The organism is Paraburkholderia sp. J67, from assembly GCF_905220265.1.
GTDB lineage: Bacteria > Pseudomonadota > Gammaproteobacteria > Burkholderiales > Burkholderiaceae > Paraburkholderia.
Genome location: NZ_CAJMZK010000019.1, coordinates 112,322 through 136,739 on the forward strand (window position 1 = coordinate 112,322; position 24,418 = coordinate 136,739).

General features: G+C 60.8%; 36 protein-coding genes. 2 read left to right on the plus strand and 34 right to left on the minus strand.

Going from position 1 to position 24,418, the window contains the following annotated elements; translation table 11 throughout:
• Nucleotides 1-110: 110 nt before the first annotated feature.
• Entirely contained in the window at nucleotides 111-776 is a 666-nt protein-coding gene (locus tag U5782_RS28130) for a c-type cytochrome (RefSeq protein WP_322047159.1), read from the minus strand.
• 235 nt (nucleotides 777-1,011) lie between these two features.
• Between U5782_RS28130 and yihA the strand changes: the two genes are divergently transcribed.
• Together yihA and hemB are read left to right on the plus strand one after the other, a co-directional pair.
• Nucleotides 1,012-1,671, plus strand: a complete 660-nt coding sequence (gene yihA / locus U5782_RS28135) for a ribosome biogenesis GTP-binding protein YihA/YsxC (protein WP_322047160.1) — start codon at nucleotides 1,012-1,014, stop codon at nucleotides 1,669-1,671.
• Between the two features lie 419 nt (nucleotides 1,672-2,090).
• On the plus strand, nucleotides 2,091-3,089 hold the full coding sequence (gene hemB, locus U5782_RS28140) for a porphobilinogen synthase (protein WP_322047161.1): 999 nt from the start codon (nucleotides 2,091-2,093) through the stop codon (nucleotides 3,087-3,089).
• Between the two features lie 94 nt (nucleotides 3,090-3,183).
• Here hemB and dsbD read toward each other — a convergent pair whose 3' ends face one another.
• The 33 genes from dsbD to tuf form a co-directional block, all read right to left on the minus strand.
• On the minus strand, nucleotides 3,184-5,145 hold the full coding sequence (dsbD, locus tag U5782_RS28145; RefSeq protein WP_322047162.1) for a protein-disulfide reductase DsbD: 1,962 nt from the start codon (nucleotides 5,143-5,145) through the stop codon (nucleotides 3,184-3,186).
• Nucleotides 5,138-5,449, minus strand: a complete 312-nt coding sequence (cutA, locus tag U5782_RS28150) for a divalent-cation tolerance protein CutA (RefSeq protein WP_322047183.1) — start codon at nucleotides 5,447-5,449, stop codon at nucleotides 5,138-5,140. Before cutA ends, dsbD begins: the two co-directional genes overlap by 8 nt.
• 182 nt (nucleotides 5,450-5,631) lie before the next feature.
• The gene (locus U5782_RS28155; protein WP_322047184.1) at nucleotides 5,632-8,067 is read right to left on the minus strand and encodes a family 20 glycosylhydrolase; all 2,436 of its coding nucleotides are present in this window, start codon (nucleotides 8,065-8,067) and stop codon (nucleotides 5,632-5,634) included.
• 288 nt (nucleotides 8,068-8,355) lie between these two features.
• On the minus strand, nucleotides 8,356-8,748 hold the full coding sequence (gene rplQ / locus U5782_RS28160; RefSeq protein ID WP_027819334.1) for a 50S ribosomal protein L17: 393 nt from the start codon (nucleotides 8,746-8,748) through the stop codon (nucleotides 8,356-8,358).
• 140 nt (nucleotides 8,749-8,888) lie between these two features.
• Nucleotides 8,889-9,866 carry a DNA-directed RNA polymerase subunit alpha gene (locus U5782_RS28165; RefSeq protein ID WP_322047163.1) on the minus strand — a complete coding sequence of 326 codons (978 nt, stop codon included), beginning with the start codon at nucleotides 9,864-9,866 and terminating at the stop codon, nucleotides 8,889-8,891.
• A gap of 124 nt (nucleotides 9,867-9,990) precedes the next feature.
• Nucleotides 9,991-10,614 (minus strand): 30S ribosomal protein S4, encoded by a 624-nt coding sequence (gene rpsD, locus U5782_RS28170; RefSeq protein ID WP_322047164.1) that lies wholly within the window; start codon nucleotides 10,612-10,614, stop codon nucleotides 9,991-9,993.
• A gap of 152 nt (nucleotides 10,615-10,766) precedes the next feature.
• A complete protein-coding gene (rpsK, locus tag U5782_RS28175) occupies nucleotides 10,767-11,171 on the minus strand; it encodes a 30S ribosomal protein S11 (protein WP_006052224.1) in 405 nt (134 codons plus the stop codon).
• Between the two features lie 28 nt (nucleotides 11,172-11,199).
• Nucleotides 11,200-11,565: a 30S ribosomal protein S13 gene (gene rpsM / locus U5782_RS28180; protein ID WP_322047165.1), complete on the minus strand. Its 366-nt coding sequence runs from the start codon at nucleotides 11,563-11,565 to the stop codon at nucleotides 11,200-11,202.
• Between the two features lie 35 nt (nucleotides 11,566-11,600).
• Complete coding sequence (gene rpmJ, locus U5782_RS28185) at nucleotides 11,601-11,717, minus strand: 50S ribosomal protein L36 (protein WP_205986955.1); 117 nt, start codon at nucleotides 11,715-11,717, stop codon at nucleotides 11,601-11,603.
• A gap of 20 nt (nucleotides 11,718-11,737) precedes the next feature.
• Nucleotides 11,738-11,956 carry a translation initiation factor IF-1 gene (gene infA / locus U5782_RS28190; protein WP_004521905.1) on the minus strand — a complete coding sequence of 73 codons (219 nt, stop codon included), beginning with the start codon at nucleotides 11,954-11,956 and terminating at the stop codon, nucleotides 11,738-11,740.
• Between the two features lie 6 nt (nucleotides 11,957-11,962).
• Nucleotides 11,963-13,309: a preprotein translocase subunit SecY gene (secY, locus tag U5782_RS28195; RefSeq protein ID WP_322047166.1), complete on the minus strand. Its 1,347-nt coding sequence runs from the start codon at nucleotides 13,307-13,309 to the stop codon at nucleotides 11,963-11,965.
• 59 nt (nucleotides 13,310-13,368) lie between these two features.
• Nucleotides 13,369-13,803 carry a 50S ribosomal protein L15 gene (rplO, locus tag U5782_RS28200; RefSeq protein ID WP_322047167.1) on the minus strand — a complete coding sequence of 145 codons (435 nt, stop codon included), beginning with the start codon at nucleotides 13,801-13,803 and terminating at the stop codon, nucleotides 13,369-13,371.
• 29 nt (nucleotides 13,804-13,832) lie between these two features.
• Nucleotides 13,833-14,015 (minus strand): 50S ribosomal protein L30, encoded by a 183-nt coding sequence (rpmD, locus tag U5782_RS28205; protein ID WP_027819341.1) that lies wholly within the window; start codon nucleotides 14,013-14,015, stop codon nucleotides 13,833-13,835.
• 11 nt (nucleotides 14,016-14,026) lie between these two features.
• Nucleotides 14,027-14,545, minus strand: coding sequence for a 30S ribosomal protein S5 (gene rpsE, locus U5782_RS28210; RefSeq protein WP_028206522.1), 519 nt, complete (start codon nucleotides 14,543-14,545; stop codon nucleotides 14,027-14,029).
• Nucleotides 14,546-14,559: 14 nt separating this feature from the next.
• Nucleotides 14,560-14,925 (minus strand): 50S ribosomal protein L18, encoded by a 366-nt coding sequence (rplR, locus tag U5782_RS28215; RefSeq protein ID WP_027819343.1) that lies wholly within the window; start codon nucleotides 14,923-14,925, stop codon nucleotides 14,560-14,562.
• Nucleotides 14,926-14,937: 12 nt separating this feature from the next.
• On the minus strand, nucleotides 14,938-15,468 hold the full coding sequence (rplF, locus tag U5782_RS28220) for a 50S ribosomal protein L6 (RefSeq protein ID WP_322047185.1): 531 nt from the start codon (nucleotides 15,466-15,468) through the stop codon (nucleotides 14,938-14,940).
• 16 nt (nucleotides 15,469-15,484) lie between these two features.
• Nucleotides 15,485-15,880, minus strand: a complete 396-nt coding sequence (gene rpsH, locus U5782_RS28225) for a 30S ribosomal protein S8 (RefSeq protein ID WP_124152991.1) — start codon at nucleotides 15,878-15,880, stop codon at nucleotides 15,485-15,487.
• A 14-nt stretch (nucleotides 15,881-15,894) separates the two neighbouring features.
• Nucleotides 15,895-16,200, minus strand: coding sequence for a 30S ribosomal protein S14 (gene rpsN, locus U5782_RS28230; protein WP_322047168.1), 306 nt, complete (start codon nucleotides 16,198-16,200; stop codon nucleotides 15,895-15,897).
• Nucleotides 16,201-16,207: 7 nt separating this feature from the next.
• The gene (gene rplE / locus U5782_RS28235) at nucleotides 16,208-16,747 is read right to left on the minus strand and encodes a 50S ribosomal protein L5 (protein WP_322047169.1); all 540 of its coding nucleotides are present in this window, start codon (nucleotides 16,745-16,747) and stop codon (nucleotides 16,208-16,210) included.
• 16 nt (nucleotides 16,748-16,763) lie between these two features.
• Nucleotides 16,764-17,072: a 50S ribosomal protein L24 gene (rplX, locus tag U5782_RS28240; RefSeq protein ID WP_322047170.1), complete on the minus strand. Its 309-nt coding sequence runs from the start codon at nucleotides 17,070-17,072 to the stop codon at nucleotides 16,764-16,766.
• A gap of 9 nt (nucleotides 17,073-17,081) precedes the next feature.
• Nucleotides 17,082-17,450 (minus strand): 50S ribosomal protein L14, encoded by a 369-nt coding sequence (gene rplN, locus U5782_RS28245; RefSeq protein ID WP_006998478.1) that lies wholly within the window; start codon nucleotides 17,448-17,450, stop codon nucleotides 17,082-17,084.
• 346 nt (nucleotides 17,451-17,796) lie between these two features.
• On the minus strand, nucleotides 17,797-18,069 hold the full coding sequence (gene rpsQ / locus U5782_RS28250) for a 30S ribosomal protein S17 (protein ID WP_158951570.1): 273 nt from the start codon (nucleotides 18,067-18,069) through the stop codon (nucleotides 17,797-17,799).
• Nucleotides 18,066-18,260, minus strand: a complete 195-nt coding sequence (gene rpmC, locus U5782_RS28255; RefSeq protein ID WP_027819350.1) for a 50S ribosomal protein L29 — start codon at nucleotides 18,258-18,260, stop codon at nucleotides 18,066-18,068. Before rpmC ends, rpsQ begins: the two co-directional genes overlap by 4 nt.
• Before the next feature lie 10 nt (nucleotides 18,261-18,270).
• Nucleotides 18,271-18,687, minus strand: coding sequence for a 50S ribosomal protein L16 (gene rplP, locus U5782_RS28260; protein ID WP_035531725.1), 417 nt, complete (start codon nucleotides 18,685-18,687; stop codon nucleotides 18,271-18,273).
• A gap of 2 nt (nucleotides 18,688-18,689) precedes the next feature.
• A complete protein-coding gene (rpsC, locus tag U5782_RS28265) occupies nucleotides 18,690-19,463 on the minus strand; it encodes a 30S ribosomal protein S3 (protein ID WP_205986962.1) in 774 nt (257 codons plus the stop codon).
• Nucleotides 19,464-19,474: 11 nt separating this feature from the next.
• Nucleotides 19,475-19,804 carry a 50S ribosomal protein L22 gene (gene rplV, locus U5782_RS28270; RefSeq protein WP_004199272.1) on the minus strand — a complete coding sequence of 110 codons (330 nt, stop codon included), beginning with the start codon at nucleotides 19,802-19,804 and terminating at the stop codon, nucleotides 19,475-19,477.
• Between the two features lie 12 nt (nucleotides 19,805-19,816).
• Nucleotides 19,817-20,092 carry a 30S ribosomal protein S19 gene (rpsS, locus tag U5782_RS28275; RefSeq protein ID WP_293036675.1) on the minus strand — a complete coding sequence of 92 codons (276 nt, stop codon included), beginning with the start codon at nucleotides 20,090-20,092 and terminating at the stop codon, nucleotides 19,817-19,819.
• 10 nt (nucleotides 20,093-20,102) lie between these two features.
• Nucleotides 20,103-20,930: a 50S ribosomal protein L2 gene (gene rplB, locus U5782_RS28280; RefSeq protein WP_322047171.1), complete on the minus strand. Its 828-nt coding sequence runs from the start codon at nucleotides 20,928-20,930 to the stop codon at nucleotides 20,103-20,105.
• Between the two features lie 2 nt (nucleotides 20,931-20,932).
• Entirely contained in the window at nucleotides 20,933-21,247 is a 315-nt protein-coding gene (rplW, locus tag U5782_RS28285; protein WP_322047172.1) for a 50S ribosomal protein L23, read from the minus strand.
• Entirely contained in the window at nucleotides 21,244-21,864 is a 621-nt protein-coding gene (rplD, locus tag U5782_RS28290; RefSeq protein WP_027819355.1) for a 50S ribosomal protein L4, read from the minus strand. Before rplD ends, rplW begins: the two co-directional genes overlap by 4 nt.
• Complete coding sequence (rplC, locus tag U5782_RS28295; protein ID WP_027819356.1) at nucleotides 21,864-22,523, minus strand: 50S ribosomal protein L3; 660 nt, start codon at nucleotides 22,521-22,523, stop codon at nucleotides 21,864-21,866. Before rplC ends, rplD begins: the two co-directional genes overlap by 1 nt.
• A 199-nt stretch (nucleotides 22,524-22,722) precedes the next feature.
• Nucleotides 22,723-23,034 (minus strand): 30S ribosomal protein S10, encoded by a 312-nt coding sequence (rpsJ, locus tag U5782_RS28300; protein WP_027819357.1) that lies wholly within the window; start codon nucleotides 23,032-23,034, stop codon nucleotides 22,723-22,725.
• Between the two features lie 137 nt (nucleotides 23,035-23,171).
• Complete coding sequence (gene tuf, locus U5782_RS28305; RefSeq protein ID WP_175045554.1) at nucleotides 23,172-24,362, minus strand: elongation factor Tu; 1,191 nt, start codon at nucleotides 24,360-24,362, stop codon at nucleotides 23,172-23,174.
• Nucleotides 24,363-24,418 lie beyond the last annotated feature (56 nt).

The window sequence follows — 24,418 nt, forward strand, 5'->3', positions numbered from 1 at the left end:
TTGTGGCAACGCATGACAGCAAAAAAGGGTGCAGGACCGCCGCATCCTCACGGCGCCCACACCCTTTTCTTGTTCTTCGACCGACCGCCTGCCTGCCTCGCGCGAGCGGCTCAATGCAGACCGGCTGCGTAATCGGCGACGGCCTTGATTTCGTCATCCGAGAGACGGTGCGCGATCTGGCGCATCGGCTCGTTGTTATTGCGCGTGCCCTGCTGGAACGCCTGCAACTGCGCGACGATGTATTCCGACCATTGACCCGACAGACGCGGATACTGGATCGGAATGCCCTGGCCGGTCGGCCCGTGGCAGGCCGCGCAGGCCGGCACGCCTTTGTCTGCGACCCCGGCGCGCCAGATCTTCTGGCCTTCCGGCACGGTCTTGGCGTCGCGCGCGAAACCGGGCTTGGGCGTCTGCGAGGCGAACCAGGCCGCGACGTTGATCATATCCTGATCGGAAAGCGCGCTGGCGAAGCCGGCCATAATTGCATTATTACGTGCAGGGGGCTTGCCACCGGGCTGCGACTTGAAATCCTTGAGTTCTTTGACGAGATATTCGGCGTGCTGGCCCGCCAGTTTGGGATAGGCGCCGCCCGCGCTGTTGCCGTCGGCGGCGTGGCAGGCGGCGCACACTTGCGCCGCGATGGCCTGCCCGCGGGCGAGGTCGGGTTTGGCCGGGGTCGCCGGGTCCGCCGCCATCGCCATGATCGAAACACCTGCTGTGAGACCTGCCGCTATCGCAAATTCGAGTGCTTTCAATGACTTGCTCAGTCGATTCATTCGCGCACCTTGTTTCGTCTTGTGGGAATCAGGTTCTGCAAACTACGACAGCGACCGATCTGCTCGAAAGGCCCGCGCCGGCCTCACGGGTATTCAGTAAACCGTCGCATTGTACAATAGCGCGCAAGGCGCAACGGCGCCAGTCGGGCCTCTCCCCGATATCTCCAGATCCTTCCCGGGCTCCTCCGGGCCTGGCGGACCCGCCGCCTCGCTTTTTTCTACTGTGGTCCTCACGATGGCCTTCCTGCTGCATCAAGCCCGTTTCTTCATAACGGTGAATCATTTGCGCGACCTGCCCGCCACGGCGCGGCCCGAGGTCGCGTTCGCCGGGCGCTCGAACGCAGGCAAATCCACCGCCATCAATCTGCTGTGCAATCAGAAGCGCCTCGCCTTCGCCTCGAAGACGCCGGGCCGCACGCAGCACATCAACTATTTCTCGGTGGGCCCGGCCGACGAGCCGTCCGGCTACCTCGTCGACCTGCCGGGCTACGGCTACGCCGAAGTGCCGGAAGCGGCCAAGCAGCACTGGCAGCAACTGCTTTCGCTCTATCTGCAAACGCGCGCGCAACTCAATGGTCTCGTGCTGATGATGGATGCACGCCGCCCGCTCACCGAGCTCGACCGCCGCATGATCGAGTGGTTCGAGCCGACCGGCAAACCGATCCACGCGCTGCTGACGAAGTGCGACAAATTGACTCGCCAGGAAAGCGTGCTGGCGCTGCGCGAGACGAACAAGGCGTTCGACGAGTATCGCAAGCAGGGTTATCAAGGCAAGCTGAGCGCGCAGCTCTTTTCGGCGCTCAAGCGCGTTGGGCTCGACGAAGCGCACGCGGTCATCGAAAGCTGGATCGTGCCTCAAGCCGATACCGGCGCCACGGAAGAATCCGCCTCCTGAGGCCACGCGCGGCGGGCGCCAGATTCCTCGACGCATCCTGGGGAATCGGGCGCCAGGCCCGCGCACATGCGCCTTCCGGATCGCCCCTTCGCGGTCAATTCTGACCGCCCTCTCCCCTCTCAGCAGCTTTTTGCTCGCGAGCGTGCGCAAGCCCACATAAGGGGGCAGTACGCGGCGCGGACTCGCCCGTTTTCGGCAGCAAATTGCATGCAAAACGCAAATTTTGGCCGCGCATAAAAAAACCCGCCGTAAGTGCCGGCGGGTTAAACAGCCTTATCGAAAAACGACAGGCACCCGCTCAGGGAGGAGAAGCGGGGAGTCTGGCGCAAGGCGCCTCGCTCGATCGGTATGATATACCATTGTCCTGAAAAGTTTCCTGCGCTCCAAAAGCGCGTTTTGTTTCAAGATAATCCGCCGCCATGAGCTTCTACCCGCATCATCGTCCGCGCCGCATGCGCCGTGACGACTTCTCGCGCCGCCTGATGCGCGAAAACATCCTCACCACCAACGATCTGATCTACCCGGTGTTCGTCATCGCGGGCGAGAACGTGCGCGAAGCCGTGCCGTCGATGCCCGGCGTCGAGCGCGTGTCGATCGATCTGCTGATGGGCGTGGCCGAGCAGTGCGTCGAGTTGGGCGTGCCCGTGCTCTCGCTCTTCCCCGTTGTCGATCCGGCGTTGAAGACGCCCGACGGTATCGAGGCGACCAATCCCGATGGCGTGATCCCGCGCGCGGTGCGCGAGCTCAAGAAGCGCTTCCCGGATCTGGGCGTGCTGTGCGACGTCGCGCTCGACCCGTACACGAGTCACGGTCAGGACGGCGTGCTCGACGAGAACGGCTACGTCATCAACGACGAAACCATCGAGATCCTCGTTGCGCAGGCACGCGTGCAGGCCGAAGCGGGCGTCGATATCGTCGCGCCGTCGGACATGATGGACGGCCGCATCGGCGCGATCCGCGAGATGCTCGAAAGCGAAAACCACATCCACACGAAGATCATGGCCTACTCGGCCAAGTATGCTTCGGCGTTCTACGGTCCGTTCCGTGATGCGGTGGGCTCGGCTTCGAATCTGGGCAAGAGCAACAAGATGACCTACCAGATGGACCCGGCCAACACCGACGAAGCGATGCGCGAAGTGCGCCTCGATATCGAGGAAGGCGCCGATATGGTGATGGTCAAGCCCGGCATGCCGTATCTCGACATCCTGCGCCGCGTGAAGGACGAGTTCCGCTTCCCGACCTTCGTGTATCAGGTCAGCGGCGAGTACGCGATGCTCAAGGCCGCCGCGCAGAACGGCTGGCTCGATCACGACAAGGCGATGATGGAATCGCTGCTCGCGTTCAAGCGCGCGGGTGCGGACGGCATCCTCACGTACTTCGCGCTCGACGCAGCGCGTTTGTTGCGTGCGCAGAAGTAAGCTTCGCTGAGTCGGACGCCATGTGAAAAGGCACGTCGCGAGACGTGCCTTTTTCGATTGTGCTGCCGTGACGGGTGACGATCGTGCGGTCTGCTTACGATTGCCCGCCGGGCAGGTTGAACAGGCTGCGCGGCGGCACCGTCGAGGCAGAAGGAGTCTGTGCATCGGCGCCCGCGCCCGGCGTCGCCACGCGATCGAGACGTGCGAGGAATTTATCGGCGTTCTCATAGCCGACCACGCGCAGCACTTCGTTGCCCTTCGCGTCGAAGAAGATGATGCCCGGCGGCCCGAACAGGCCGAAACGTTTGAGCAGCGCCTGATCGTCGGTGCTATTGGCGGTGACATCGGCGCGCAGCAGCCCCAGTTGCGCGAGGCGCGCCTGCACGCGCGCGTCGCTGAACGTGAACTTCTCCATCTCCTTGCAGCTCACGCACCAGTCCGCGTAGAAGTCGAGCATCGAGGGCTTGCCCGCCGTCTTGAGCGCCGCATCGAGCTGCGCGGACGAACGCACCGGTGCGAAGCTGAGCGCATCGGCCTGGGCGCTCGCGGTCTGCGACGCGCCTGCCCCACCCTCGTGTGCCGCCAGCACCGCCAGCGGGCGCAACGGATCGGTCGAGCCCGCCGCGAGCCCGACGATCAGCGTGGCGGCCCAGATGGCGAACGCCGCACCCACGCCACGGCCGAGACGGCGCCAGACATTGGCCGGCCCCGCATTCGGCGTGAATAGGCCGAGTGCTGCGGCGGCCAGCAGCAGCCAGAGCGCGGCCAGCAACATCTGCGCGATTGCGCCCAGCACCGGCCAGACGATCCAGAGCGCGGCCGCCAGCAACACGACGCCAAAGAACACCTTCACGCCATCCATCCACGTGCCCGCACGCGGCAGCAGCGTGCCCGCCCCCAGGCCAAGGATCATCAGCGGCACGCCAAGGCCGATACCCATCGCGAAGAGCGCGGCACCGCCCAATACGGCGTTGCCCGTATGCGCGATGAAGGCGAGCACGGCGAAAAGCGGCGCGGTCATGCAGGCGCCAACGACGAGTGCCGAGAGCGCCCCCATCACCGCGACGGCGGCGAACTTGCCGCCCGAGCGCCCCTGCGAGGCACGCGAGGCGCCGTCCTGCCAGCGCTGCGGCAGCGCGATGTCGTAACCGGCGATCAGCATGACTGCGAAAGCCGTCAGCAACACGGCGAAGGTCCCCAGCACCCAGGGATTCTGGAGCCAGGCGCCGAGGCTCTGGCCGACCAGCGCAGCGGCGATGCCGAGCACCGTGTAGACGAGCGCCATGCCCAGCACGTAGACGAACGACAGCGCGAAACCGCGCGCACGCGTCACCCGCGCGCCTTCACCGACGATGATCGCCGAAAGGATCGGGATCATTGGATACGAACAGGGCAAGAGGCTCAGCACCATGCCCGCGACAAAGTAGAGACCGACTACGGCGAAGAAGCCGCCGCCTTGCAGGAGCGATTGCGCGTAATCGGCGCTGGTCGCGCGTTCGTACCACGGCTGGGCGCTATCGGTTGCGACGGCGGGTGCGGCGGTCGCCGAAGGCTGCGCGCTCTGGCTCGATCCCGCAGCCTGGAGCGCCGCTGCGCTCACGTGGTAGACATGCTCGGCCGGCGGATAGCAGATGCCCGCATCGGCGCAGCCCTGGGAGGTCACCGCGATGTCGAATGGGCCGCTTGCAGCCTTCACGGGCACGTGGATCGTCAGCTCGTTGCGGTAAGTCTCGACGTTCTTGTTGAAGGTCGGATCGAACTTCACGTGCCCAGGCGGGATCTGCGCATCGCCGAGCGTGGCCGTGCCTCGGGCCGCGAACGCAAAACGCTCACGATACATGTAGTAGCCGTCCGCAATCTTGAAATGCACGTCCACCATGCCCGGCGTTTCGCTCGCGCTGAACGTGAAAGCCTGGTCGGGCGGCAAGAAGTCATCGTCGGCGCGCGCGGGCGCCGCCCCGAACAGCAGCGGCAGCAGACAGCCAATCAATGCGAGGAAAGCCAGCAACGATGCGTACGGCGCGGCGCACGGGCGCCGATCAAAGCGGTTAGACATGAATGGTGCGCTGTGTTTCTGCGTTGACCCACTGGCCATAGGCGCTGGACGCCGTGGCCTGCCACGAGAGGATCTCGGGCGTCTCGTAGGGATGCTGGGTCTGGATGAACTGTTCGAGTTCGGCCGCGCGGGCGAGGCTCGTCTTGAAGAGCAACTGGATCTCGTTGCCGGCCTCGATCTGCCCCTGCCAGTGATACGTGGAGTGCACAGCGCCAAGGCGCGTCACACAGGCGGCGAGGCGCTGGGACAGCGCCCCGGACGTGAGCTTTTCGGCGATGCCTTCGTCGGGCACCGTAGTCAGCATCAGGGTCACATTGAGGGTCACGACGAACTCCGGCGGCGGCGCCCTCTTCCAGAAAAAGGGCTTGAGGCAACATGTGATGCTACCACCGCCCCGACCGGCGCGTGCTACGCGCCGGCCCATACCGCCGTCACGAGACGGGCACAGTCAAAACGGTGCGTTGTGCGCCGGAGCGTCGCACTCGTTCAGTTTCCCGACAGACTGAGCGACGTGCGCACCACCGCGCCCGAGCGCTGCAACTTTGCGAACTCGCGCGCCTGCACAGCGCCCATGAACTCCGCCCAGTCCTGGGCGAGCGCGGCCTTGTCCACCTTGTTGGTGTCGCCGAGCTTGTAGCGCTCGCCGTCCCGATACGGCAGTTCCCAGGGCGCGCGGTGCCACGCGCGCTCGGCCAGCGCGAGCAGCCGCGGATAGACCATGTACTCGAGCAGTTGATCGTTACGCATGACCTCGCCCCATGCCTGCCCCTGCATGCCTTCGATACGCGGCGCGGGCCCCGTGCCCGTCACCTCGAACGGATTGCCATCGCGATCGGGCATGATCTCGGCGTTTTGCGGCAAGTTGTCCGGCGCGAGCGAGAAGACCTTGAAGCTATCCGTCGCATGCGAACCCCAGTAATAGCCCCGCTCGTGCTGGTCGATCGTGTAGGGGAAATCGAAGTACAGGTAGTCGGGCAGTGCAAGGACCGCTCGATAGCCCTTCTGGCTCCACGATTGCGCGGTATCCGCGCCGCCCCAGAAGAGCGTGTCCCAGAGCGTCACCATGACGCTGCTCGTGGCGAAGTCCTGCGGGCCGCTGGCGTGCTTGAGGCCGTCCTGCCACGCCGCCATCGCGCCGATGCCGTTTGCGCTGACGAGCCGGCTGACGTCGATCGCGAACATCGTGGGCAATTCGTCGACGCTCGCCACCTTGCCTTGCCCGATCAGCGCCGCACACCACGGCGAGCGCGCCCACGGCTTGTCCTGAGCCGCAAGGTCGATGCGGCCCTTGCCGGAATCGCTACCGTTGCTCGCCTGAAAGCCCGCGCCGAGCAGAATGTTTTTGGCCTCGTCGCCGCCGAAGTGCCAGATGGAGAGCGGGGCTCCCGCCTCGCGATGCATCGCCGCGATTTCGCCGATGACCTTGCCCGCGAAACGGCGCGCACTATCGGAACAGGGGTTTAGATCGGTTCGCCGATCGTAGAACTGGACGGAGGTGATGTTCGATGTGTCCTGCGGATCGAGCAGGCGATATTCATTGGCGGCTTGTTCGTCGCCCTGCGCATGCAGCTTGCGATAGCGCGCTTCCATCGACACCACGGCAGCGCGAGCGTGCGCCGGCATGTCGATCTCCGGGATGACCTCGATAAAGCGGTCAGCGGCATAGCGCACGAGCGCGACGTAGTCGGCACGGCTCAGATATCCGCCACCCGATTCGTTATTCGGTCCCGACGCGAGCTGAGGTATCAGGCAGCGTGTTTCGTCGGGATCGTGGCAACGCTGGCCCCCAATGTCGGTCAATTCGGGCAAGCCGGGAATCTGGATGCGCCAGCCTTCGTCGTCGGAGAGATGCAGGTGTAGACGGTTGAGCTTGTAGGCGCTCATCTGATCGAGAAGGCGTTGCAACGTCGCCGGATGGTGGAAGTTGCGCGCGAGGTCGACCATCATCCCGCGATGGGTGTAACGCGGCGCGTCCTCGATAGTTAGCGCCGGTACGCTTCCGCCGCCCGGCGGCGTCAGCGAAAAGAGCGTCTGCACGCCGTAGTACAGGCCAGGCGCATCGAAGGCGTCAATCGATACGCCATCGCCTGCGATGGTCAGGCGATAGCCACCCGATATCGCAATGTCTGCCGGCAATACGTTGGGCGCAAGACGGCCCGTCACCTGGAGGGGCGTGCCCGTCAAGCCGAGCACAGCGGCGCGCGCCTGCAACACCGCGAGCTGTGCGCCCGGAAGATCCGGCAACCCAAACGTGACGCCGGATATCTGCACGTTGCCGTTGCCCGCCTGTTCCCGCAAGACAGCCGGAATCGCGCGCGCCGCGACCCGCTCGGCGGACGGCGGCGCGGCCTCTGCATGCGCGCGTTGTATCTGCGCCGGCGTCTCCAGGAAATTGGCTACGCCGTCCGCGCTGGGCGGCAGACTTTCGACATATTGCGTTTCGTCGTCGGTGTCGTTCGCCTTGAGGACGACAGGCGCTGCACCGTCGACAACGACGTAGGCCCGCGGAAGCAAATCGCTATAGCGCCGGTACCAGTATTCGCCCACGAAGGGCACTTCGATACGCTGACCAGGCGCCAGAGAAAATGCGCCTCGCTGCGGTGACAGCGCATACAGATCGCCGGTGATGTGACGCCACGAGATCGCAGCATTGTCGATGGCGAGTACGCGCCGGATGCTGTGTATGTAGAGCGTCCAGCCACCGGCACTGAGGCTTTCGGTACCGCGATTTTCAAGAATCAACCGGCCACGGGCACAGCTCGCCCAATCGGCGCCGAGATTCGCACAGGAAACGCCGCTCTCGCTCGCATCGTTCGTATCGACGGCGACACTAAGCTTGAGGCTTGTGGCGAGCATGCCGGCCTGAGCGTTCGCGGCACCCGTGCTGATGTCGTCGGAGCCACTGCAGGCGGCGAGCGACAGCGTAACGGCAAGCGTCAACAGCGCTGCCAGCGACCGATCGACCGCCTGAAAAATCCTAAGTTGTCCGAATAAAACTCGATAAAAATAAGACACTGTCTCCTCCACGTTTTCTACCCGCGTTTTCGTGCCTTACTATACGTTGACGGAACCGCATCGAAGTCGCGGTACATCAAGGTCAGCGGCATTCGCTCAAGCTGGGTGCGATGAGGAGAGCCCAAAAACAAAAAAGCCAGGCTAGGCCTGGCTTTTTCGCGCGCCGCTCAATCCGGGGATCGAGCGACTGAAAGCTTATTCCGCTTCCTGGATGTTCTCTTCCGTGACTTCCGGACGGTCGAGCAGTTCGACCAGTGCCATCGGTGCGTTGTCGCCAACACGGAAACCGAACTTCAGGATACGCAGGTAGCCGCCCGGACGGTTCGCGAAGCGCGGACCGAGCACGTCGAACAGCTTCGTGACCGAGTCACGATCGCGCAGGCGGTTGAACGCCAGACGACGGTTTGCCAGCGAGGGCTTCTTGCCGAGCGTGATGAGGGGCTCGACGACCTTACGCAGTTCCTTCGCCTTCGGCAGCGTCGTCTTGATGACTTCGTGCTCGATCAGCGAGTTGGACATGTTACGGAGCATTGCCAGACGGTGGCTGCTCGTGCGGTTCAGTTTCCGCAGACCATGACGGTGACGCATTTCAATTTCCTTGAAACAAAGTTTTAGTCCAGCTCTTCTATCGCCTTGCCGGGTTTGACACCCTCATCAAGGCACGGGCCGGTACAGAAAAAAGGCAAGACGCGGATTTTAAAGGAAAATCCGCGTCCGTGCCACATTACTTACTTGTCGAGACCAGCCGGCGGCCAGTTTTCGAGCTTCATGCCGAGCGTGAGACCGCGGGAAGCAAGCACTTCCTTGATCTCGTTGAGCGACTTGCGACCCAGATTCGGGGTCTTGAGCAGCTCGTTCTCGGTACGCTGGATCAGGTCGCCGATGTAGTAGATGTTCTCGGCCTTCAGGCAGTTCGCCGAGCGAACCGTGAGTTCGAGATCGTCCACCGGACGCAGCAGGATCGGATCGATCTGCGGTGCGCGCGACGGGGCTTCCGCCGCCGTTTCCGTGCCTTCCAGTGCAGCGAACACCGACAGCTGATCCACGAGGATGCGAGCCGACTGGCGGATCGCTTCCTCAGGCGAGATCACGCCGTTGGTTTCGATGTTCATCACGAGCTTGTCGAGGTCGGTACGCTGTTCGACACGCGCGCTTTCCACCGAGTAGCTCACGCGGCGAACCGGCGAGAACGAAGCGTCCAGCACGATACGGCCGATGATCTTGGCCGACTCGTCGCCGTAACGACGCACGTTGCCGGGGACGTAGCCACGGCCCTTCTCGATCTTGATCTGGACGTCGAGCTTGCCGCCCTTCGTCAGATGCGCAACGACGTGTTCCGGGTTGATGACTTCACAGTCGTGCGAGAGTTCGATGTCGCCAGCGGTGACAACGCCTTCGCCTTCCTTGCGCAGCGTAACCGTCACTTCGTCACGGTTATGCAGCTTGAAGACCACGCCCTTCAGGTTCAACAGCAGGTTGACCACATCCTCTTGCACACCGTCGAGCGTCGAGTATTCGTGCACGACGCCTGCGATCGTCACTTCGGTCGGCGCGTAGCCCACCATCGACGACAGCAGCACGCGCCGAAGCGCGTTACCCAAGGTATGGCCATAACCGCGTTCGAACGGCTCCATGACCACTTTCGCGTGGTTGTCGCCGAGCGATTCCACAGCGATGATCTTGGGTTTCAACAAACTGGTTTGCATAGGTTTTCCTTTTCAATACCCTCGGCTCGTTACACCGATAAGGCTGAGATGGCCACAACCTGAAAAAAACAGCCGAGGCCACCTCCTGCGCGAAGCACAGAGGCTACCCCGGCCGTCAATTCGATTAACGCGAATACAATTCGACGATCAGGCTTTCGTTGATGTCGCCAGCGATGTCGCTGCGCTCCGGCACGCTCTTGAACGTACCTTCGAACTTCTTCGCGTCGACTGCAACCCAACCTGCCATGCCACCTTGCTCAGCCAGCGAGAGCGCTTCGACGATACGCGCCTGCTTCTTCGCCTTTTCGCGAATAGCGACGACGTCGCCTGCCTTCACTTGCATCGACGGGATGTTCGCGACGACGCCGTTCAGCGTCAGAGCCTTGTGGCTCACGAGCTGACGCGCTTCAGCGCGGGTCGATGCGAAGCCCATGCGGTACACGACGTTGTCGAGACGCGATTCGAGCAGTTGCAGCAGGTTTTCGCCGGTGTTGCCCTTGATACGGTCAGCTTCCGCGAAGTAGCGGCGGAACTGACGCTCGAGCACGCCGTAGATACGCTTCACTTTTTGCTTCTCACGCAGCTGCGTGCCGTAGTCGGACGTACGAGCGCCCGACGTGCGGCCGTGCTGGCCCGGCTTGCTGTCAAGCTTGCACTTGTCAGCGAGCGAGCGGCGTGCGCTCTTCAGGAAGAGGTCGGTGCCTTCACGGCGGGACAGCTTGGCCTTCGGGCCGATATAACGTGCCACGTTGCTTTCCTTCGATAATTGATCACGCTGAGCCTAAAGAGACTCGCGCTAGTCCGGCCCTTTGGACCGAACGGTGGGCTTAGTCAATTCAATAGCGCCGAGAGCCTGGGACGCCGTTACCGGCGGCTCAGGCAGTCGGCAAGCGCGACGCCTTAGATGCGACGGCGCTTCGGCGGACGGCAGCCGTTGTGCGGGACCGGCGTCACGTCGGAGATCGCGGTGATCTTGATGCCAAGACCATGCAGCGCGCGCACCGCCGATTCGCGACCCGGGCCGGGGCCCTTGATACGCACTTCGAGGTTCTTGACGCCGTATTCCATAGCAACACGGCCAGCCGATTCGGCTGCGACCTGAGCTGCGAAGGGAGTCGACTTACGCGAGCCCTTGAAGCCCTGACCGCCCGACGTTGCCCAGGCAAGTGCATTGCCTTGACGATCGGTGATCGTGATGATGGTGTTGTTGAACGACGCGTGAACGTGAACCACGCCCTCGGCGACGTTCTTCTTAACCTTCTTGCGAACGCGTTGCGCCGCGGAGTTGTTCGAAGCCTTAGCCATTACGTTTTCCTGTAACTGTCAGATCCGCTTACTTCTTCAGCGACTGTGCTGCGCGGCGCGGACCCTTGCGCGTACGTGCGTTGGTACGCGTACGCTGGCCACGCAGGGGCAGACCCTTGCGATGGCGCACGCCGCGGTAGCAGCCGAGGTCCATCAGGCGCTTGATGTTCATCGTCACTTCACGGCGAAGATCGCCTTCGACGAGGAACTTGCCCACTTCCTCACGCAGCTTTTCCAGATCCGCGTCGTCCAGGTCCTTGACCTTCTTGTCAAACGAGACACCAGCAGCGACGCAGATGTTGCGCGAACGCGTGCGACCGATACCGAAAATAGCCGTCAGGCCAATTTCAGTGTGCTGGTGATTCGGGATGTTAACCCCTGCGATACGAGCCATTGTTTTTCCTCAAACAAAAAGCGCAAGCGCGCTGATCAGCCTTGACGCTGCTTGTGGCGCGGTTCCGTGCTGCAGATCACGCGAACGACGCCGTTGCGCTTGATGATCTTGCAGTTACGGCACATGCGCTTTACCGATGCCATCACTTTCATGATATTACCCTTTTTCTAAATCATTTCGCCCGGAACACGATCCGCGCACGCGACAGATCGTAAGGCGTCAATTCAACCGTCACCTTGTCGCCCGGAAGAATACGGATGTAGTGCATCCGCATCTTTCCAGAAATATGCCCCAGAACGACATGGCCGTTTTCCAACTTCACCCGGAACGTTGCGTTGGGGAGGTTTTCGATGACCTCACCCTGCATCTGGATTACATCGTCTTTGGCCATATGTCCTTACCGCATCGGGACTCCGCCGCCCTTGAAGTTCGCCTTCTTGAGCAGCGATTCATATTGTTGCGACATTACGTACGACTGGACCTGCGCCATGAAATCCATTGTGACGACGACAATGATCAGGAGCGATGTTCCACCAAAATAAAACGGCACATTCCAGCGCAGCACCAGAAACTCCGGCAACAGGCAGACAAACACGATATAGATCGCACCGGCCAGCGTCAGACGCGTGAGGATGCGGTCAATATAACGAGCCGTCTGATCGCCCGGGCGGATGCCAGGTACGAACGCGCCACTCTTTTTCAGGTTGTCGGCCGTTTCCCTGCTGTTGAACACCAGTGCGGTGTAGAAGAAGCAGAAGAATACGATCGCCAACGCGTACAGCAACACGTACACGGGTTGACCGGGCTTGAGGGCTTCGGCCACATTGTGCAGCGTGTCCGCGAACCAGTTGGAACGCGACCCCGAACTGAACCAGTTCAGGATGGTTGCCGGAAACAAGATGATCGACGATGCAAAGATCGGCGGAATCACGCCCGACATGTTCAGCTTCAGCGGCAGGTGCGACGACTGCCCACCGTAAATCTTGTTACCAACCTGACGCTTCGCATAGTTCACGAGGATCTTGCGCTGGCCGCGTTCGATGAACACTACCAGGTACGTCACGGCTGCGATCAGCGCCACGATGATGATCGCCGAGACGGGGCCCATCGAGCCGGTTTGCACCAGCGAGAAGAGACCGCCGATCGCGTTCGGGAAGCCCGCTGCGATCCCGCCGAAGATGATGATCGAGATACCGTTGCCAAGCCCGCGTTCCGTGATCTGCTCACCAAGCCACATCAGGAACATCGTGCCGGTCACCAGCGTCACGACCGTCGTCAGACGGAACACCATACCCGGATCGATCACGAGTGCCGGCTGATTTTCCAGCGCGACTGCAATGCCGAAGGCCTGAAAGGTCGCCAGCACTACCGTGAAGACCCGCGTGTACTGCGTGATCTTGCGTTGTCCAGCCTGCCCTTCCTTCTTCAGCGCCTCGAGCTGGGGCGAGACGATCGCCATCAGCTGCAAGATGATCGACGCCGAGATATACGGCATCACACCTAGCGCGAAGATCGTGAAGCGAGACAGCGCGCCGCCCGAGAACATGTTGAACATGCCAAGGATGCCGCCTGACTGGCTCTGGAAGAGCTTCGCCAGTTGATCCGGGTCGATGCCCGGCACCGGAATGTGCGCACCGATACGATAAACGACCAGCGCCAGCAGCAAGAACATTGCACGCCGGCGCAGGTCGCCGAACTTCGGAGCGCTGCGACCGGTTTTTGCGAGACTCGGGCTGTTAGCCAAGTAGCTTCTCCGATGCAGATGTTAGTGACGGCGGGCAAGCCCGCACGCACCACTCACAATCACTCGGCAAAAGAACCGCCTGCTGCTTCAATCGCAGCACGCGCATTCTTCGTCGCACCCAGGCCCTTGACCACGACCTTGCGCTTGATCTCGCCAGTAGCGATGATCTTTGCGGTACGGGTCATTTCGCCAACGAGGCCTGCCTGCTTGAGAGCCAACAGATCGATTTCGTCGACCGGCAGCTTCTCGATGTCGGCGAGACGCACTTCACCGACGAATTCCTTCGTCAGCGAGGTGAAGCCGCGCTTCGGCAGACGACGCTGCAGAGGCATCTGACCGCCTTCGAAGCCGACTTTGTGGAAGCCGCCCGAACGCGATTTTTGACCCTTGTGACCACGGCCAGCGGTCTTGCCGAGGCCGGAGCCGATGCCGCGACCGACGCGACGCTTTGCGTGCTTCGCGCCTTCTGCCGGCTTCAGGTTATTCAATTCCATTTTCAACTCCTGGAGTCCTGGTCGAGCGCTTAGCCGATGACCTTGACGAGGTACGAGACCTTGTTGATCATGCCGCGCACTGCCGGCGTGTCCTGCAGCTCGGAAACCGAGTTCAGGCGGCGCAGGCCGAGACCGCGCACAGTGGCACGGTGCGTATCGCGGGTCCCAATCAGGCTCTTGACGAGCTGAACCTTGACAGTTTTTTCAGACATGGTGCCCACCCTTAGCCCAGAATGTCTTCGACAGACTTGCCGCGCTTCGCTGCGATGTCAGCCGGGGTCGACTGCTTGCGCAGACCGTCCAGCGTGGCACGAACGAGGTTGTACGGATTCGTCGAACCGTGGCTCTTGGCCACGACGTTCTGCACGCCCATCACGTCGAACACTGCGCGCATCGGGCCGCCGGCGATCACGCCCGTACCTGCCTTCGCCGGAGCGAGGAGGACGACCGATGCGCCGTGCTTGCCGTGCACTTCGTGTTGCAGGGTGCCGTTCTTCAGGGGCACCTTGAACATGTTGCGGCGAGCTTGTTCCATCGCCTTCTGGACAGCGACGGGCACTTCTTTCGACTTGCCCTTGCCCATACCGACGCGGCCATCACCGTCGCCAACCACGGTCAGTGCGGCGAAGCCGAGAATACGGCCACCCTTCACGACCTTGGTCACGCGGTTGACCGAAATCATTTTTTCACGAAGGCCGTCGTCGCGTTCGTCAGCCTGAACTTTCGCTTGCATCTTTGCCATGACGAATTCCTTCCTTAGAACTTGAGCCCGGCTTCGCGCGCAGCATCAGCCAGCGCCTTGACGCGGCCGTGATAGCGGAAACCCGAGCGGTCAAAGGCGACGGATTCGATGCCGGCGGCCTTAGCCTTTTCTGCGATACGCTTGCCGATCAGCGAGGCAGCGGCGACGTTGCCACCCTTGCCCGACTGGTCAGCCAGTTGCGCGCGCACTTCGGCTTCGAGCGTCGACGCGCTAGCCAGCACCTTGGTGCCGCAAGGCGAGAACACTTGCGCATAGATGTGCGTGTTCGTGCGATGCACCGCCAGGCGTGCGACCTGCAGCTCAGCGATCTTGAGACGCGTCTGACGAGCGCGGCGCAGGCGAGATTGAGTCTTATCCATGATTGCGCACCCTTACTTCTTCTTCGTTTCTTTGAGGATCACAACCTCGTCGGCGTAACGCACACCCTTGCCCTTGTAGGGCTCAGGCGGGCGATAACCGCGCACTTCTGCAGCGGTTTGGCCGACTTTTTGCTTGTCGATCCCCTTGATCACGATTTCCGTTTGCGACGGGGTTTCGGCCTTGACGCCTTCCGGCATCTGGTGCACCACGGGGTGCGAGAAACCCAGCGACAGGTTCAGCTTGTCGCCTTGCGCTTGAGCACGATAACCAACGCCAACCAGCGTCAGCTTGCGCTCAAAGCCTTTCGTCACGCCATGCACCATGTTCGCGACGATCGCGCGCATCGTGCCCGACATCGCATTCGCTTCGCGGCTTTCATCAGCCGGTTCGAACTTCAACGTACCGTTGTCGTTCACCACCTTCACGAGGCGGTTCGCAGCTTGCGAAATCGTACCCAGCGGGCCCTTGACGGTAATCTTCTCGTCGCTGAGCGTCGCTTCTGCACCTTGCAGCGCGATCGGGCTCTTACCTACTCGAGACATATTCTTCTCCTCGGCGTTAAGCGACGTAGCAGATGACTTCGCCGCCCACGCCATTGGCGCGAGCCTTGCGGTCCGTCATCACACCCTTCGGCGTCGACACGATCGCAACGCCCAGGCCATTCATGACCTGCGGGATATCGTTGCGGCCGCGGTACACGCGCAGACCCGGCTTCGAGACGCGTTCGATGCGCTCGATAACGGGACGGCCAGCGTAGTACTTCAACGCGATGTTCAATTCCGACTTCGCACCTTCGGTTTTCACCGCGAAGTCGTCGATATAACCTTCGTCCTTCAGAACCTGCGCAATCGCAATCTTCACTTTCGACGAGGGCATAGCAACCGAAACTTTCTCGACCATCTGCGCATTGCGGATGCGAGTCAGCATATCGGCGATAGGATCACTCATGCTCATTTATGTTTCTCCTATTACCAGCTCGCCTTGGTGACGCCAGGAATCTCACCACGGAACGCGATTTCACGAATCTTGTTACGTGCGAGACCGAATTTGCGGAACGTGCCACGCGGACGACCCGTGATCGCGCAGCGGTTACGCTTGCGGGTCGGGTTCGAGTTGCGCGGCAGTTGTTGCAGTTCGAGGCGAGCTGCGTAGTGCTCTTCTTCCGACTTGCTTTGGTCGTCGATGATCGCCTTCAGCGCTGCGCGCTTCGGCGCAAATTTCGCTGCCAGACGAGCGCGCTTCTTTTCACGTTCGATCAGTGCCAGTTTAGCCACGGTAACCTCAGTTTCTGAACGGGAACTTGAAGCTGGCGAGCAGCGCCTTCGCTTCGTCGTCGGTCTTCGCAGTCGTCGTGATGCTGATATTCAGCCCACGCAGCGCGTCGATCTTGTCGTAGTCGATTTCGGGGAAAATGATCTGCTCTTTCACACCGATGTTGTAGTTGCCACGACCGTCGAATGCCTTACCCGACACGCCACGGAAGTCGCGCACGCGGGGCAGCGCAACCGTAACGAAACGGTCCAGGAATTCGTACATAGCCTGGCCACGCAACGTGACCATCGTGCCGATCGGGTAGCTTTCACGGATCTTGAAACCCGCGATTGCCTTACGCGACTTGGTCACAACAGGCTTCTGGCCGGCGATCTTCGTGAGGTCGCCAACAGCGTGCTCGAGGACCTTCTTGTCAGCGACCGCTTCACCCACACCCATGTTCAGGGTGATCTTGGTGAGGCGCGGCACTTCCATGACCGACTTGTAACCGAACTTCTCGATCAGGCCAGGAACGACCTTCTCTTTATAAAATTCTTGCAAACGTGCCATTTTTTACTCCGCAGCGTCAGGCGCTCAGGACAGCACCGGTCGTCTTCAGGAAACGAACTTTCTTGTCCCCTTCGACTTTGATGCCTACACGCGACGGCTTGCCGTTCGCGTCAACCAGTGCGACGTTCGAAATGTTCAACGGCATCACCTTGGCTTCCACACCGCCCGTCGTACCCTTCATGGGGTTCGGCTTGACGTGCTTCTTGACAACGTTGATACCTTCGACAGTGACGCGCTCTTCGCCCACGGCCAGCACGACGCCGCGCTTGCCCTTGTCTTTGCCGGTAACGACGATAACTTCGTCACCCTTGCGAATCTTGTTCATCGCGGCTCCTTACAGCACTTCCGGCGCCAGCGAAACGATCTTCATGAATCGTTCGCTACGCAGCTCACGCGTGACCGGCCCGAAGATACGGGTGCCGATCGGCTCAAGCTTGGTATTCAAAAGCACGGCGGCGTTGCCATCGAACTTGATCAGCGAGCCGTCTTGACGGCGCACGCCCTTCGCGGTGCGAACCACAACAGCGTTGTAGATTTCGCCCTTTTTCACGCGCCCACGCGGCGTTGCCTCTTTGACGGTCACCTTGATGATGTCGCCAATGCTGGCATAACGACGCTTCGAGCCGCCGAGCACCTTGATGCACATGACTTCACGCGCACCCGTGTTGTCGGCTACTTCAAGCCGAGTTTCGGTCTGGATCATGGTTTATCTTTCCCAACTTAATCCGGGTGCGCCACCATGGCACATCCGGTCAGTCTTGGTCCCGTCAGCCGCGCCGCCACTAGAACGACCGCTCAGCTGCTTGGGTTAGAACAGCAGCGACGGCAAACGAAACCGGCCATCGCATTCCGGTGAATCTTGCAGATTCGGACTGGCGCCCGAACCACCTCCCCCGCTATACCTACCTGCTGCTTTGCCAACAACAGGCGAATAAGGAGGGAAGACCAAGACTATAACTCGATAGTCTTGGTCTAGCAAGCGAAATCTTTAGCGATTTCAATAACTTCTACACCCCGAAGAAAGGCTCCCCGGGGTGTTGCATCATTTTTTAGATGACGCGTGCTGCTTCGAGCAACTTGGACACGGTCCAGGCCTTCGTCTTCGAGAGAGGACGGGTCTCCTGGATTTCAACGAGGTCACCCTCGTTGTACGTGTTTGCTTCGTCGTGCGCGTGGTACTTCTTCGACTGCACAACGTACTTGCCGTAGATCGGGTGCTTGACGCGGCGCTCGACCAGGACGGTGACCGTCTTGTCCATCTTGTTGCTGACGACTTTGCCGACCAGCGTCCGCTTAAGCGAGGTTTTCACGCTTTCGTTCATTTCTGGTTCGCCTTCTGGGTCAGGACGGTCCGCACACGTGCGATGTCGCGACGAACCTTCTTCAGCTGGCTCGTGTTCGTGAGCTGCTGGGTCGCGAGTTGCATGCGCAGGCCGAATTGCGCCTTCAAGAGGTCCGACAGCTCTTGGTCGAGCGCGGCCTTGTCTTTCTGAAGAAGTTCAGATGCCTTCATCAATCACTCCTTAGGCGCCGAGCTGGCGAACCATGAAGACCGTCTTCAGCGGCAGCTTGGCTGCAGCCAGACGGAAGGCTTCACGGGCCAGTTCTTCGGACACACCATCCATTTCATACAGCATCTTGCCCGGCTGAATCTCGGCGACGTAGTACTCAGGGTTACCCTTACCGTTACCCATGCGCACTTCCGCCGGCTTTTGCGAGATCGGCTTGTCCGGGAAGATACGGATCCAGATGCGGCCACCACGCTTGATGTGACGCGTCATTGCACGACGCGCCGATTCAATCTGACGTGCGGTCAGGCGACCACGACCGATAGCCTTCAGACCGAATTCACCGAACGAAACTGCGTTGCCGCGCGTTGCGATACCAGTGTTACGACCCTTCTGCTCTTTGCGATACTTCCTGCGTTTCGGTTGCAGCATCGTTATTCTCCAGTCTTGCCGTCACGACGCGGTGCGCCACGACGGGCACCCGGCGCGCCTTCACGGCCGCGACGGTCGCCACCCGGGCGAGCGTTACGGCGCGGACGCTTTTCTTCGGCGACTTCTTCAACCACCGGTGCGTCGTTACGGCCGAGCGTGTCGCCCTTGTAGACCCAAACCTTCACGCCGATGATGCCGTACGTCGTCTTCGCTTCCGAAGTTGCGTAGTCGATGTCAGCACGCAGCGTGTGAAGCGGCACTCGACCTTCGCGGTACCATTCGGTACGTGCGATTTCGATACCGTTCAGACGGCCGGCGCTCATGATCTTGATGCCTTGGGCACCCAGACGCATCGCGTTCTGCATCGCGCGCTTCATTGCGCGACGGAACATGATGCGGCGCTCGAGCTGTTGCGTGATCGAGTCAGCGATCAGTTGCGCATCGGTTTCCGGCTTGCGGATTTCTTCGATGTTGACGTGAACGGGCACGCCCATGCGCTTTTGCAGTTCGGCCTTGAGGAGTTCGATGTCCTCGCCCTTCTTGCCGATGACCACACCCGGACGCGAGCTGTAAATCGTGATGCGAGCGTTCTTTGCCGGACGCTCGATCACAACACGGCCCACCGAAGCGTTCTTCAGCTTCTTCTTCAGGTATTCACGAACACCGATGTCTTCCTTCAACATCGCCGCGAAATTGTTGTTGTTCGCGTACCAACGCGAAGCCCAATTGCGGCTGACGGCCAAACGGAAGCCAGTCGGATGAATTTTCTGTCCCATCGTATGGCTCCTTAATTCCCGACCGTCACAGTGATGTGACACGATTGCTTCTCGATGCGGTTACCACGACCCTTAGCGCGTGCGGTAAAACGCTTCAGCGAAGCAGCCTTGTCGACGTAGATGCTCTTGATCTTGAGCTCGTCGATGTCAGCACCTTCGTTGTGCTCTGCATTGGCGATAGCCGACAGCACAACCTTTTTCACGATGCCAGCCGCTTTCTTCGGCGAGAACGTCAGAACGTTCAGTGCCTTGTCGACCGGCAGACCGCGGATCTGGTCAGCCACAAGGCGCGTCTTTTGCGCCGAGATGCGGGCACCGCGATGAATTGCCTTCACTTCCATCTTGATTGCCCCTTATTTCTTGGCCTTCTTGTCGGCCGCGTGACCCTTGAACGTCCGGGTCAGTGCGAACTCGCCAAGCTTGTGGCCGACCATGTTTTCCGTGACATACACGGGAACGTGTTGACGGCCGTTATGAACGGCGATCGTCAGGCCGATAAAATCCGGCAGGATCGTCGAACGACGCGACCAGGTCTTGATCGGTTTCTTGTCGCGCGTTGCTGCAGCCGCCTCAATCTTCTTCAGCAAATGGGCGTCGCAGAACGGACCTTTCTTAATAGAACGTGCCATTGCCTACTCCTTAACGCTTGTGACGGCGCTGGACGATCATGCTCGTCGTGCGCTTGTTGCTGCGGGTGCGGTAGCCCTTCGCCGGCGTGCCCCACGGGCTCACCGGATCACGACCAGCAGCAGTCTTGCCCTCACCACCACCGTGCGGGTGGTCGACCGGGTTCATTGCAACGCCGCGGACCGTCGGGCGGATACCACGCCAGCGGTTCGCGCCAGCCTTACCGATTTGACGGAGGCTGTGCTCTTCGTTGCCAACTTCACCGATCGTCGCGCGGCATTCAACGTGCACGCGGCGGATTTCGCCCGAACGCAGACGAACCTGCGCGTAGACGCCTTCACGGGCCAGCAGCATTGCCGACGTACCAGCCGAACGCGCGATCTGCGCGCCCTTGCCAGGCAGCATTTCGATGCAGTGGATCGTCGTACCGACCGGGATGTTGCGGATCGGCAGAGCGTTACCCGAGCGAATCGGCGCTTCCGAACCCGACATCAGAGCCTGGCCAACCGTCGCGCCCTTCGGAGCGATGATGTAGCGACGCTCGCCGTCTGCGTACAGAACCAGCGCGATGTTCGCGCTACGGTTCGGGTCGTATTCCAGGCGTTCGATCTTTGCCGGAATGCCGTCCTTCGTACGACGGAAGTCGATCACACGGTAGTGTTGCTTGTGACCACCACCCTTGTGACGGGTCGTGATACGACCGTTGTTGTTACGGCCAGCCGTCTTGGATTGCGTGTCGAGCAGTGCCGCGTGCGGCTTGCCCTTGTGCAGTTCCTTGTTGACGATCTTGACCATCGCGCGGCGACCCGGCGAAGTCGGCTTAACTTTCACGATTGCCATGATTACTTGGCCTCCGCTTCAAAGTTGATTTCCTGGCCGGGCTTCAGGCAGACGTACGCCTTCTTCACGTCCTTGCGCTTGCCGTTGAAGCGGCCAAAGCGCTTGGCTTTACCCTTCTGGACCAGCACGTTGACGGAGTTGACTTCCACCTTGAACATCAGCTCGACAGCAGCCTTGACTTCCTGCTTCGTCGCGTCCGGCGCGACTTCGAAGACGACTTGTTCGTTCTTCTCAGCCACCAGGGTCGCCTTTTCGGAGATCACCGGTGCGAGCAGGACCTGCATCAAACGATGATCGTTCTTGCGAATCTCGCTCATGACAGCAACTCCTCGATCTGGGCAACCGCAGCCTTCGTGATCAGGATCTTCTTGAAGTAGATCAGCGAGAGCGGGTCGGCAAAGCGCGGCTCAACGACTGCCACGTGGGGCAGGTTGCGCGACGCCAGGAACAGGTTCTCGTCGACCGTGTCGGTGATGACCAGCACGGATTCGAGACCCATGGCCTTGAATTTTTCGGCCAGCAGCTTCGTCTTGGGCGCTTCGAGCGAAAACTCTTCAACGACCGAGATGCGGCCTTCGCGGGCCAGCTGCGAGAAGATCGAGCAGAGGCCTGCGCGATGCATCTTCTTGTTGACCTTGTGAGCGAAGTTTTCTTCCGGCGAATTCGGGAAGATGCGACCACCGCCACGCCACAACGGGCTCGACGACATACCGGCACGAGCGCGGCCCGTACCCTTCTGACGCCACGGCTTCTTGGTGGTGTGCTTGACCTGCTCACGGTCCTTCTGCGCGCGGTTACCGCTGCGCGCGTTCGCCTGATAGGCGACAACGATCTGGTGAATCAGCGCTTCGTTGTAGTCACGGCCGAACACGACGTCCGACGCGTTAACTGCTGCGCCATCCTGACCATTAGCGTTCAGGAGCTTCAGTTCCATTATTGCGCTCCTTTCTTGGCGCGGGCCTTGACAGCCGGCGTCACGAAAACCTTGCCGCCCTTTGCACCCGGGACAGCACCCTTCACGAGCAGCAGCTTGCGCTCTGCGTCGATACGGGCGATTTCGAGGTTTTGCACCGTCACGGTTTCGTCACCCATGTGACCGGTCATGCGCTTACCCGGGAAAACACGACCCGGATCCTGCGCCATACCGATCGAGCCCGGCACGTTGTGCGAGCGCGAGTTACCGTGCGAAGCACGACCCGATGCGAAGTTGTAACGCTTGATGGTACCGGCGTAGCCCTTACCGATCGAGGTGCCTTGCACGTCGACTTTCTGGCCTTCCGAGAAGAGATCCACACCGATCACGGCGCCATTCGACAGTTCGGCGGCCTTAGCGGCGTCGATCTGGAATTCCTTGAGGATTTCACCGGCTTGAACGCCGGCTTTGGCGAGATGACCTGCGATCGGCTTCGTCACGCGCGAAGCGCGGCGCGTACCGAACGCAACCTGCACGGCCGTGTAGCCGTCGGTTTCAACAGTCTTGATCTGCGTCACGCGGTTGTCGGACACGTCCAGCACGGTCACGGGAATCGAATCCCCGTCAGCCGTGAAGATACGCGTCATGCCAACCTTGCGACCTACGAGTCCAAGGCTCATCGTTTTCTCCATTCCCGACTGCGATTGGTCGGGGCTAATTTACAAAGTACCGGCGCGTTTTCGAGGTAAAGGCTCAGAGAACACACCGATTTTTTTGCGCGAATGCGCGAAAAGACGTCAAGTATAACGCCCTCCCACGTTTTCTGCAAGCAATCAAAGACTTAGCGCCACCAGACAATCCCGACAGCGCTTGAGACTCTTACTGCAGCTTGATTTCGACGTCCACGCCAGCCGGCAGGTCCAGCTTCATCAGCGCGTCAACGGTCTTGTCCGTCGGGTCGACGATGTCCATCAGGCGCAGGTGGGTGCGGATTTCGAGCTGGTCGCGCGAGGTCTTGTTGACGTGCGGCGAACGCAGGATGTCGAAACGCTGGATACGCGTCGGCAGCGGCACCGGACCACGAACGATCGCGCCCGTACGCTTTGCGGTTTCGACGATTTCAGCAGCCGACTGGTCGATCAGGCGGTAGTCGAAAGCCTTCAGGCGGATACGGATTTTTTGGTTCTGCATGATGATTCCTTAAAAAGAGCGAGGCGGACTTGCGCCGCCAGACAATATAAAGAGCGTAGGACCACCCCGCGGCAAGGCGCCGCGGGGTGGTCCCTGGGTACATCAACTTCTACAGCAAGCCGATTATTCTACTCGATTTACTCGATGACCTTCGCAACGACGCCAGCGCCGACGGTACGGCCACCTTCGCGGATTGCGAAGCGCAGACCTTCTTCCATCGCGATCGGAGCGATCAGCTTCACCGTGATCGACACGTTGTCGCCCGGCATGACCATTTCCTTGTCCTTCGGCAGCTCGATCGAGCCCGTCACGTCCGTCGTACGGAAGTAGAACTGCGGACGGTAGTTGTTGAAGAACGGCGTGTGACGGCCGCCTTCGTCCTTGCTCAGCACGTACACTTCAGCCGTGAAGTGCGTGTGCGGCGTGATCGAACCCGGCTTTGCCAGAACCTGGCCGCGCTCGACGTCTTCACGCTTCGTGCCGCGCAGCAGGATACCGACGTTGTCGCCTGCCTGACCTTGGTCGAGCAGCTTGCGGAACATTTCCACGCCCGTGCAGGTCGTCTTCACCGTCGGCTTGATACCGACGATTTCGATTTCTTCGCCGACCTTGACGATGCCGCGTTCGATACGGCCCGTCACCACCGTGCCACGACCCGAGATCGAGAACACGTCTTCAACCGGCATCAGGAAGGCGCCGTCAACTGCGCGCTCCGGCGTCGGGATGTACGTGTCGAGTGCGTCGGCCAGGCTCATGATCGCCACTTCGCCCAGCTCGCCCGTGTCGCCTTCCAGCGCCAGCTTGGCCGAACCCTTGACGATCGGGGTGTCGTCGCCCGGGAAGTCGTACTTCGACAGAAGTTCGCGCACTTCCATTTCGACCAGCTCGAGCAGCTCGGCGTCGTCGACCATGTCGCACTTGTTCAGGAAGACGATGATGTACGGAACGCCAACCTGACGCGCCAGCAGGATGTGCTCACGCGTTTGCGGCATCGGGCCGTCAGCAGCCGAGCAAACCAGGATCGCGCCGTCCATCTGTGCCGCGCCCGTGATCATGTTCTTCACATAGTCAGCGTGGCCCGGGCAGTCGACGTGTGCGTAGTGGCGGTTAGCCGTTTCGTACTCGACGTGCGCGGTGTTGATCGTGATGCCGCGCGCCTTTTCTTCCGGTGCTGCGTCGATCTGGTCGTAAGCCTTGGCTTCGCCGCCAAACTTCTTGGTCAGAACCGTCGTGATTGCTGCCGTCAGCGTGGTCTTGCCGTGGTCAACGTGACCGATCGTGCCGACGTTGACGTGCGGCTTGGTCCGTTCGAATTTACCTTTTGCCATGTTTCTCTTCTTTCAAAAAAGTGGTGAATCGGTGACTGTGCGACGCGGACCCAGCC